Annotated in this window: 9 protein-coding genes; 8 read left to right on the top strand and 1 reads right to left on the bottom strand. The window is 62.0% G+C overall.

Annotated features, from left to right (window positions below; all coding sequences use genetic code 11):
- The first annotated feature begins 42 nt into the window (after positions 1–42).
- From Q1V60_RS08860 to Q1V60_RS08850, 3 genes are read left to right on the top strand one after another with little or no spacing between them, the layout of a single operon-like run.
- Positions 43–1,068 carry a phosphotransferase gene (locus Q1V60_RS08860; protein ID WP_300629371.1) on the top strand — a complete coding sequence of 342 codons (1,026 nt, stop codon included), beginning with the start codon at positions 43–45 and terminating at the stop codon, positions 1,066–1,068.
- Positions 1,065–1,739: an N-acetylmuramate alpha-1-phosphate uridylyltransferase MurU gene (murU, locus tag Q1V60_RS08855; protein WP_300629368.1), complete on the top strand. Its 675-nt coding sequence runs from the start codon at positions 1,065–1,067 to the stop codon at positions 1,737–1,739. Before Q1V60_RS08860 ends, murU begins: the two co-directional genes overlap by 4 nt.
- 1 nt (position 1,740) lies before the next feature.
- Positions 1,741–2,508 carry a TerB family tellurite resistance protein gene (locus Q1V60_RS08850; protein WP_300629366.1) on the top strand — a complete coding sequence of 256 codons (768 nt, stop codon included), beginning with the start codon at positions 1,741–1,743 and terminating at the stop codon, positions 2,506–2,508.
- Positions 2,509–2,706: 198 nt separating this feature from the next.
- Here the strand turns inward: Q1V60_RS08850 and Q1V60_RS08845 are convergent, their stop codons facing one another.
- Complete coding sequence (locus Q1V60_RS08845; protein ID WP_300629364.1) at positions 2,707–3,681, bottom strand: alpha/beta hydrolase family protein; 975 nt, start codon at positions 3,679–3,681, stop codon at positions 2,707–2,709.
- Positions 3,682–3,758: 77 nt separating this feature from the next.
- Here Q1V60_RS08845 and Q1V60_RS08840 point away from each other — a divergent pair, with 77 nt between their 5' ends.
- From Q1V60_RS08840 to Q1V60_RS08820, 5 genes are all read left to right on the top strand, one after another.
- A complete protein-coding gene (locus tag Q1V60_RS08840; RefSeq protein WP_300629363.1) occupies positions 3,759–5,753 on the top strand; it encodes a sensor histidine kinase in 1,995 nt (664 codons plus the stop codon).
- A gap of 18 nt (positions 5,754–5,771) precedes the next feature.
- Positions 5,772–6,401, top strand: coding sequence for a response regulator transcription factor (locus Q1V60_RS08835; RefSeq protein WP_057723679.1), 630 nt, complete (start codon positions 5,772–5,774; stop codon positions 6,399–6,401).
- A gap of 204 nt (positions 6,402–6,605) precedes the next feature.
- Positions 6,606–7,718 (top strand): ABC transporter ATP-binding protein, encoded by a 1,113-nt coding sequence (locus tag Q1V60_RS08830; RefSeq protein WP_300629361.1) that lies wholly within the window; start codon positions 6,606–6,608, stop codon positions 7,716–7,718.
- Between the two features lie 43 nt (positions 7,719–7,761).
- Entirely contained in the window at positions 7,762–8,802 is a 1,041-nt protein-coding gene (locus Q1V60_RS08825; protein ID WP_300629359.1) for an ABC transporter substrate-binding protein, read from the top strand.
- Between the two features lie 165 nt (positions 8,803–8,967).
- Positions 8,968–10,197 (top strand): ABC transporter permease, encoded by a 1,230-nt coding sequence (locus Q1V60_RS08820; protein ID WP_300629358.1) that lies wholly within the window; start codon positions 8,968–8,970, stop codon positions 10,195–10,197.
- Positions 10,198–10,200 lie beyond the last annotated feature (3 nt).

The raw sequence follows: 10,200 nt of genomic DNA, 5'->3' as shown, positions 1-10,200 counted from the left end.
GCATGCCCCGCTTGACGGCTAGCGCCGTCGGAGACCCTTGTAATGCCCGAGCACGATCTACGTTTACAACAGCTGGAAGTCTGGCTGGATGAGCAGTTGCCAATCCTCTTCAACGCTCAGGACTGGGGCGCCGTCCCCCCGGCCACATTGACCGCGGCCAGTAGCGACGCGAGTTTCAGACGTTACTTCCGGTGGGAGGGCGGGGCGCATACATTCGTCGTGATGGATGCGCCACCCCCCCAGGAAAACTGCAAACCTTTCGTCGATATCGCACATTTGCTCGCGAAATCGGGAATTAACGTGCCGAAAATTTATGCAGAAGATTTGCCGCGTGGCTTTCTTTTGCTTAATGACCTGGGCCGAAAAACCTATTTGGACGTGATTGACGAACAAAACGCCGATCAATTGTTTGCCGACGCCATCGATGCGTTGCTGGCGTTCCAGCAGTTGCCGATGGACACGCCGTTGCCCAGCTATGACGTCGCCTTGTTGCGTCGCGAGCTCGAGTTGTTCCCCGAGTGGTACGTACGCCGTCACTTGGGCATCGAGTTTGATACTCAGCAGCAGGCCCTCTGGCAGCGCGCCAGCGAACGGCTGATCGACAGCGCGCTCGCGCAGCCGAAAGTGCTGGTGCACCGCGACTATATGCCGCGCAACCTGATGGTCAGTGAACCCAGCCCCGGTGTGCTGGATTTCCAGGATGCGGTCTACGGCCCGGTGACCTATGACATTACCTGTCTGTTCAAGGACGCCTTCCTCAGTTGGCCCCACGCCCGTGTGCGGGAGTGGCAGCGCGGCTATTGGGAGCGCGCCGGACAATTGGGGATCCCCGTGCAGGATGATTTTGAAGACTTCCTGCGCGCCAGCGACCTGATGGGCGTGCAGCGTCACCTCAAGGTCATCGGTATTTTTGCGCGGATTTGTCATCGTGATGGCAAACCACGCTACCTGGCGGACGTGCCGCGCTTCTTTGCCTATATAGAAGCGGTGCTCGCCGACCGACCTGAGTTGAGCGACCTGGGCGAGCTGCTCAGCAGCCTGCGCCAGCCGGCCGAGGCCTGCGTATGAAAGCGATGATCCTGGCGGCCGGCAAGGGCGAGCGCATGCGCCCGCTGACGCTGCATACGCCCAAGCCGCTGGTGCAGGCAGGCGGCAAACGGCTGATCGAGTACCACCTTGAAGCGCTGGCCAAGGCCGGCTTCACCGAGATTGTGATCAACCATGCCTGGCTCGGCGAACAGATCGAAAGCTACCTGGGCGACGGTGCCCAGTTCGGCTTGCGTATCCGCTATTCAGCCGAAGGCGAGCCGCTGGAAACCGGCGGCGGGATTTTCAAGGCGTTGCCGTTGCTGGGTGACGAACCGTTTTTGCTGGTCAATGGCGATATCTGGACCGACTACGACTTCAGCCAATTGAAGCGGCCGCTCCAGGGCCTGGCCCATCTGGTGATGGTCGACAACCCGGCACATCACCCGTCCGGTGGCGACTTCTACTTGAACGACGGGTTGCTTCATGATGCGGCGCCGGGTGCCGATAACCTGACCTTCAGTGGCATTTCCGTACTTGACCCCCAGTTGTTCGCGGGTTGCAGTGCGGGTGCCTTCAAGCTGGCGCCGCTGTTGCGCACGGCAATGGGCAAAGGTCTGGTAACGGGTGAGCACATGAAGGGACGCTGGGTTGATGTCGGAACGCTTGAGCGTCTGGCGCAGGTGGAAACCTTGCTGACAGCGGGGCCGTAGCATGTTGTGGCCAGGGACGCTGATCGGCGCCGGGGCTGGCTTTGCGATTGCCAGTATTCCGGGGGCTTTGTTGGGCGCATTACTGGGGCAGGCGCTGGACCGCCGCCTGCAATTGCGCAGCTGGGCGCAGTTGCGCGAGCGCCTTGGCGGGCGCCCCGCGTTACGCAACGATGAATTGTTGTTCGTGCTGCTGGGACGTCTGGCCAAAAGTAATGGCCGGATCGTGGATGGCCATATCCAACAGGCGCGCCAGGAAATGCGCGCGCTGGATATGACCGAGCCGGCCCAGCGCCGAGCCATCATGGCCTTTAATCGGGGCAAGTCCGGCACCGACCGGGTGCGCAGTTATCTGCGCGTGCTCAAGACGCAACCCCATGCCGCCGAGGGCATTTTACGTGCCTGCTGGCGCATGGCCTGGGCGGATGGCCGGGCGGATGATGCCGAGCGTGACCTGATCGAGTTGTGGGGCAAATGGCTGGGCTGGACGCCGCAACAGATCAAGGCCCTGGCTTCAGATTACGCGCCGGCGCGCAAGCCGTTGGTCAATCGCGTCGGGGCCTATCAGGAAGCGTTGCGGACCCTGGGCGTGACGGCAACCACTGAGCCGTCGGCGATCAAGGGTGCCTATCGCCGCCTGCTCAGCCGCCACCACCCGGACAAGATCGCCGGCAGTGGCGCCACCCCCGCGCAGGTGCGCGAGGCTACCGAGCGAACCCGTGAGTTGCATAGCGCCTATGCGTTGATTCGCGAGCGCAGGGATTTTCGCTGACATTGCCAGCCTGAACGTCAGTCAGCACATGTCGCAGCTGATGGGTATCGACACAACGTTGGTGCGACGCTGAGCCTGTGGCCAGGGAGCTTGCTCCCGTAACGGCCTGGCAGTCGACGCGTCGCTGACGGGCGCCCCGCCACCACGGGAGCGAGCCCCGCCCCCACATTGGTTATGCAGCATTTTCGACAAGTGGCTTCAATCGGCACTGGCCTGCGGGCTCAGCCATCCGCGCACTCGTCGATATAGCTGCTCCTGCTCGGCGGCCTCGTTGCCGGGCAGGGCGTGGAGTTGCACCTGCTTGTAGCGGTCATTCTTGCCGCGTTTGGCAGCCTGGATACGGGCCAGGGCGTTTTTGCCGTCCTGGGCGCCGTCCTGATAGAACACATCCGCAGTCGGTACTTTCAATGCCGGCGCCAACTGCTGCAGGTCCGGTTGACGAGCGGCGGGTGTCTTCCCCGCCACCATTACCAACTTCTGCACCTGGGCGGGTTGTTTCTCACTCAGATAGCGCGCGGCCCACCATGCGCCGGTGCCATGACCGAGCAGTACCACACTGCGGGCGCCCTGGGTCTGGGCGAAGGCGACGGCAGCGTCGATCCGGTCGAAGATACGCTTGGCGTCGGTCTTGTCCTGTTCATCCGCGCCCGGCACCACTGCCGGGTCAGTGCCTTCGGCTTCCGCGCTGGCGGCCTGCTCGACGGGTTTGGCGACCGTGCTGCCGTCTTTGCTGCTGGTATCGACCGCCGCTTTGGGCGGCTCGATGACACGTGGCGGCAGCGTATCGAGATTGACGTCGGGCAGTGACAGGCTGAGGGTGCCCCAGGCAGCGTCGGGCAATTTACTGCGCAGCGGGCTGATTGCTTGCGGCCAGTCAGCATTTTCGCCGGCCCCCGGCACGATAATCACCACGCCTTGAGATTCAGCGCTGTTGGCGGGCTTCCACAGGGCCAGGAACGAATCGCTGCCGGCCTGCAATTGTTGTTGTTCCTGTTGTGCAACTTGCCGTTCGAGCGCGTTGGCTTCTGCCTGGCTGCGCTCGGGCAACGGCTGGCGCTCGGCGGGTTTCTCGGCGACTGGCGCCGGCGCGTCGGCGGCTTGAACATAAAAGGCGCTGGTAAATAGCAGCGACAGGCACAATGCTGGCAGTGCCGAACGGTTTCGAGGTGGCATCGTTAAATCTCGGCCAGAAGTGATTCCAGCAGCCTAATGGGTTGATCGGTATTTGTCAGTGATGTGAGACGTGGACCATGGTTTTTCGCTTACTGATGGTTATCGGCTGTCTGTGTGTCGCCTTGATGGCGAATGCCGCGCCTGCGCCCGTCGCGCCTCCGGCGCAGTTGAATGCGCAGCAGCGTGAGTGGTTGGCGCTGCACCCGCAACTGCGGGTGGGCTTGGTATTGCAGGCGCCTTACGCTCAATACGACCGAAGGCTGCAGCGGTTGTCCGGGGCCAACGTCGAGTTGATGCAATGGCTGGCCAAGGCGCTGGGTATCGAGCTGACCTGGCGTAATTTTCCCGATCAGGAGCAGTTGGAAGCCGCCGTGCGTGAGGGCGAGGTGGATATTGCCCCCGGCCTGCAGCAAACCCCGGCCGGCTTGCGCCTGTGGTTGTTCAGCGACCCTTATATGCGTGTGCCCCAGCATATCGTCGGCATTCGCGAAGGCGACGGCGCGGTGGAGCTGGAAAAAATCGACCCACAATCGCGCATCGCTGTGCGCATGCCCGGCACGGTGGCCGATTACCTGCGCAGTACCTACCCCAACCTCAACCTGCAAGGCGTGCCCGTGGAACGCCAGGCCCTGCAGTTGCTGATGAGCCGTCAGGCACGCTATGCAGTGGTGGATGAGGCGCAACTGAGCCGGTTGTCCGGCGAGGCGGAGTTTGCCGGGCTGGCGGTGGTCGGCGATATCGGCCTGCCGCAGTTGCTGCGAGTGGCGACGCGGCGTGAGTGGCCGGAACTGGCGAGCATCATGCAAAGCGCCTTACGCGCGATACCCGCCCGCGACCTCGACCAGTTGCACAACCGATGGCTGCAACCCAAGTACCCGCAGTTATCGGAATCAAAGGGCGTGTGGAAAAACCTCAGCTGGCTATTGGGGCTGATGCTGTTCGCCAGCGTCGCGGGGTTGCTCTGGCAGCGTCGCCAGCAGCGCAGCCTGGAGCACGACCTGCTGGCGGCGCGTGAAGAAAGCGCAGCGCGTGCCGCTGGCGCCGAAGCCTTGCAGTTGACGCAGTTTTCCATCGATCAAAGCACGGTCGGCATCCTGTGGGTCAATTGGGACAGCCATGTGCGTTACGCCAACCGCGCGGCTGAAACCATGCTCGGCTATGGGTCTGGCGCGTTGATCGAGCGACCGCTGATTGATTTCGACCCAGCCTTGACCATGGACCGCTGGCTCAACCTGTGGAAGCGCGCGCGTGCCAGCGACGAGGGCGCGCAGACTTTCGCCACCGATTGCCTGCGCGCTGACGGCAGCATCCTGCCCGCTGATGTGTCATTGAGCTTTCTGCGCTTTGCCGACGGCGAATACCTGGTGGTTTACCTTACCGATGTCACTGAGCGCCGCCGTTATGTGGCCGCCTTGCTGCAAAGCGAGGCACAGTTGCGCGAATTGTCAGCCCACCTGGAAACGGTACGTGAAGAAGAAAAGGCGCGTATCGCCCGCGAAGTGCACGACGAGCTCGGGCAGATGCTCACCGTGCTCAAGCTGGAAACTTCAATGTGTGAATTGGCCTATGCGCAACTCGACCCGGGCCTTAATGAACGCTTGAACAGCATGAAACGCCTGATCGCCCAGCTCTTCCAATTGGTTCGTGATGTCGCAACCGCGCTACGCCCGCCGATTCTCGACGCCGGGATTGCCTCGGCCATCGAATGGCAGGCGCGGCGCTTTGAAGCGCGCACGCAGATTCCCTGCCTGGTACAAGTCCCGGAAAACCCGCCGGTATTGAGCGATGCAAAGGCCATCGGGCTGTTCCGCATCCTGCAAGAGGCGCTGACCAATGTGATGCGCCATGCCCAGGCGCATACTGTGGAGCTGACGCTGCACGTGGACGGCCCGAACCTGCGGCTGACCATCAGCGATGACGGTATCGGCTTCGTGCAGGCGCAAGGGCGGCCGGTATCGTTCGGACTGGTGGGCATGCGTGAGCGGGTGCTGATCATGGGCGGGCAACTGAGCCTGGTCAGCGAATTGGGGGAGGGCACCACCCTGAGCGTCACGGTGCCGTTGGATGCTTAACAATAAGAGGAAACCCCTGTGATCCGCGTACTGGTAGCCGAAGACCACACCATTGTTCGAGAAGGCATCAAGCAATTGATCGGCCTGGCCAAAGACTTGCTGGTGGTAGGTGAAGCGAGCAATGGCGAGCAATTGCTGGAGACCCTGCGCCATGTGCCGTGCGAGGTGGTGCTGCTGGATATCTCCATGCCCGGCGTGAATGGCCTGGAGGCCATCGCGCGTATTCGAGCGCTGAGCAATCCGCCGGCGATCCTGGTGCTGTCCATGCACGACGAAGCGCAAATGGCCGCCCGTGCCCTGAAGGTTGGCGCGGCCGGTTATGCCACGAAGGACAGCGACCCGGCACTGCTGTTGATGGCAATCCGCAAGGTTGCGGCGGGCGGGCGCTATATCGATCCGGACCTGGCAGACCGCATGGTCTTCGAAGTCGGCCTGACGGACTCGCGACCGTTGCATTCGCTGCTGTCGGAACGCGAGTTCTCGGTGTTCGAGCGTTTGGCACAAGGCGCCAACGTCAACGACATCGCCCTGCAGTTGGCGCTGAGCAGCAAAACCATCAGCACCCACAAGGCGCGTTTGATGCAAAAGCTCAATATCACCTCCCTGGCCGAGCTGGTGAAATACGCCATGGAACACAAGCTGCTGTAGCGGCATATCCATTAGCGACACCTCACAAGCGCCGCCAAGCCCAGGCTTGCCGCTGCACTGTTCAATGCCCGCCATCCCTGTAGGGCTATCCCTACCCCGAACCTTCCATCCGGCTGATGCGATTCTCTCCTGGCCCCCGATTTCCGGGGGCTCGCGCCTGGACTACGCTTGTGGCACAGCAGTCCTAAACACAAAGGTGCGGGTATGAGCGAGGTGGATTCAAATGATGTGCTGGTCAGCTTTCGTGGCGTGCAGAAAAGCTACGACGGCGAAAACCTGATCGTCAAAGACCTCAATCTGGAGATTCGCAAGGGCGAGTTCCTCACCTTGCTCGGGCCGTCCGGTTCGGGCAAGACCACCAGCCTGATGATGCTGGCCGGCTTTGAAACGCCAACCGCCGGCGAAATCCAGCTGGCGGGGCGTTCGATCAATAACGTGCCGCCGCACAAGCGCGACATCGGCATGGTGTTCCAGAACTACGCACTGTTTCCGCACATGACCGTGGCCGAGAACCTGGCGTTTCCCTTGTCTGTGCGTGGCTTGAGCAAGACCGACATCAGCGAGCGAGTCAAGCGCGTGCTGAGCATGGTCCAGCTCGACGCCTTTGCCCAGCGCTACCCGGCGCAACTTTCCGGGGGCCAGCAGCAACGGGTGGCGCTGGCCCGCGCATTGGTGTTCGAGCCGCAACTGGTGCTGATGGACGAACCCCTCGGCGCCCTCGACAAACAACTGCGCGAACACATGCAGATGGAAATCAAGCACCTGCACCAACGCCTCGGCGTCACCGTGGTGTATGTGACCCACGACCAGGGCGAAGCCTTGACCATGTCCGACCGTGTGGCGGTGTTCCACCAGGGCGAAATCCAGCAGATCGCCGCGCCGCGCACGCTGTATGAAGAACCGAAAAACACCTTTGTGGCCAACTTCATCGGCGAAAACAACCGCCTCAATGGCCGCCTGCACAGCCACACCGGCGAACGCTGTGTGGTGGAACTGGCGCGCGGTGAGAAGGTGGAAGCGCTGGCGGTGAACGTCGGCCAGATCGGCGGCCCGGTGACCCTGTCGGTGCGTCCGGAGCGCGTGTGCCTCAATGGTGCAAGTGACAGCTGCATCAACCGTTTTTCCGGACGGGTGGCGGAGTTCGTCTACCTGGGCGACCACGTGCGCGTGCGCCTGGAAGTCTGCGGCAAGAGCGATTTTTTCGTGAAACAACCGATCGCCGAGCTGGACCCGGCCCTGGCGGTCGGCGACGTCGTACCGATTGGCTGGCAAGTCGAGCACGTTCGCGCACTCGACCCACTTCTAGAGGCGAATTGATCGCCCCCTGGCTTCACCAACCCTGCACGTGGAGAACACAACAATGTTGAGATCCCTTAAGTTTTCGGCCCTGGCTATCGGCTTGATGGCCGCGACACAGGCCATGGCGAGCCCGGACCTGACCGTCGTTTCCTTCGGCGGCGCGAACAAGGCGGCCCAGGTCAAGGCCTTCTATGCACCGTGGGAAAGCGCGGGCAACGGCAAGATCATCGCCGGTGAATACAACGGTGAGATGGCCAAGATCAAAGCGATGGTCGACACCAAAAGCGTGTCCTGGGACCTGGTGGAAGTGGAGTCGCCCGAACTGTCCCGTGGCTGCGACGAAGACATGTTCGAACCCTTGGACCCGGCACTGTTCGGTAACACCGCTGACTACGTCAAAGGCGCGATCCAGCCGTGCGGGGTGGGCTTCTTCGTATGGTCGACGGTGCTGGCCTATAACGCCGACAAACTGGCCTCCGCACCCACCAGTTGGGCGGATTTCTGGGACACCAAGAAATTCCCCGGCAAGCGTGGCCTGCGCAAAGGCGCCAAGTACACCCTGGAATTCGCCTTGATGGCCGACGGCGTGGCGCCCAAGGACGTCTATAAAGTGCTGGCCGGCAAAGATGGCCAGGACCGTGCGTTCAAGAAGCTCGACGAACTCAAAGCCTCGATCCAATGGTGGGAGGCCGGTGCACAACCACCGCAGTACCTCGCTTCGGGCGACGTGGTGATGAGCTCGGCCTATAACGGCCGCATCGCCGCCGTACAAAAAGAAAGCAACCTGAAAGTGGTGTGGAACGGCGGTATCTACGACTTCGATGCCTGGGCCATTCCAAAGGGCCTGGCCAAGGACCGCGCCGAAGCGGCGAAAAAATTCATCGCCTTCTCGGTGCAACCGCAGCAGCAGAAGACTTACTCCGAAAACATCGCCTACGGCCCGGCCAACACCCAAGCCGTACCGTTGCTGGCCAAAGACGTGCTGAAGGACATGCCGACCACCCCGGAAAACATCGCCAACCAGGTGCAGATCGATGTGAGCTTCTGGGCCGATAACGGTGAGCAACTTGAGCAGCGCTTCAATTCCTGGGCCGCCAAGTAACCCCGCATAACCCACTGTGGGAACTGGCCCATGTAGGCGCTGGCTTGCCGGCGATGGCATCGCCTCGGTGTTGCTGAAACCGAGTTGATCCCCATCGTCGGCAAGCCAGCTCCCGCAAAGAGCCCTGTCCCGCAGAGACTTAACCGTAGATTTCCGGAGCTTGCCATGGCCCTCGCCGTTCCCTCGACCCTCAAGCAGCGCCTGGCCCGTGCCGAGCGTCTCAACCGTTGGAAGGCCCAGGCCTTGATTGCGCCCCTGGTGCTGTTTTTGCTGCTGGTGTTCCTGGTGCCCATTGTCGCGCTGCTCTACAAGAGCGTCGGCAACCCGGAGGTGGTGGGGGGCTTGCCGCGCACGGTGGTGGCAGTGACTGCCTGGGACGGCCGTGGCTTGCCCGGCGAGTCGGTGTACCAGGCGCTCAGTGAAGACCTGGGCGAAGCGCGCAAAAACCAGACCCTGGGCGATCTGTCCAAACGCTTGAACATGGAACTGGCCGGCTATCGCAGCCTGCTGACCAAAACCGCGCGGGCGCTGCCGTTTGCCGAAACGCCGGCCTCTTATAAAGCCGCGCTGGAAACCCTCGACGAACGTTGGGGCGACCCGGCGTACTGGCAGGCGATTCGGCGCAACACCAGCAGCCTGACGCCTTACTACCTGCTGGCGGCCGTCGATCATCGTATCGACGACCTGGGCGAGATCGCTCCGGCCACCCCCGATCAGGCCATTTATCTGGATATCTTCGCCCGAACGTTCTGGATGGGCCTGGTGATTACCGTCATCTGCCTGCTGCTGGCCTATCCCCTGGCGTACCTGTTGGCCAACCTGCCGGCGCGCAAAAGCAACCTGCTGATGATCCTGGTATTGCTGCCGTTCTGGACCTCGATTCTGGTGCGGGTTGCGGCGTGGATCGTGTTGCTGCAATCGGGCGGGCTGATCAACAGCGCCTTGATCGGCATGGGCCTGATCGATACGCCGCTGGAGTTGGTGTTCAACCGTACCGGTGTGTACATATCCATGGTGCATATCCTGCTGCCGTTCATGATTCTGCCGATCTACAGCGTGATGAAAGGCATTTCGCCGACTTACATGCGTGCAGCGATTTCCCTGGGCTGCCACCCCTTCGCCAGCTTCTGGCGCGTGTACTTCCCGCAAACCTACGCCGGTGTCGGTGCCGGTTGCCTGTTGGTGTTCATCCTGGCGATTGGTTACTACATCACCCCGGCGTTGCTGGGCAGCCCGAACGACCAGATGGTCAGCTACTTCGTGGCCTTCTATACCAACACCAGCATCAACTGGGGCATGGCCACGGCGTTGGGCGGCTTGCTGCTGCTGGCGACGGTGCTGCTGTACCTGATCTACAACCGGCTGGTGGGCGCCAGTCGCCTGCGCCTGAGCTGAGGA

Source organism: Pseudomonas sp., from assembly GCF_030147005.1.
Taxonomy (GTDB): Bacteria; Pseudomonadota; Gammaproteobacteria; order Pseudomonadales; family Pseudomonadaceae; genus Aquipseudomonas.
The sequence above is the reverse complement of the archived record's forward strand: the minus strand, read 5'-3'. Positions and strand labels throughout refer to the sequence as shown.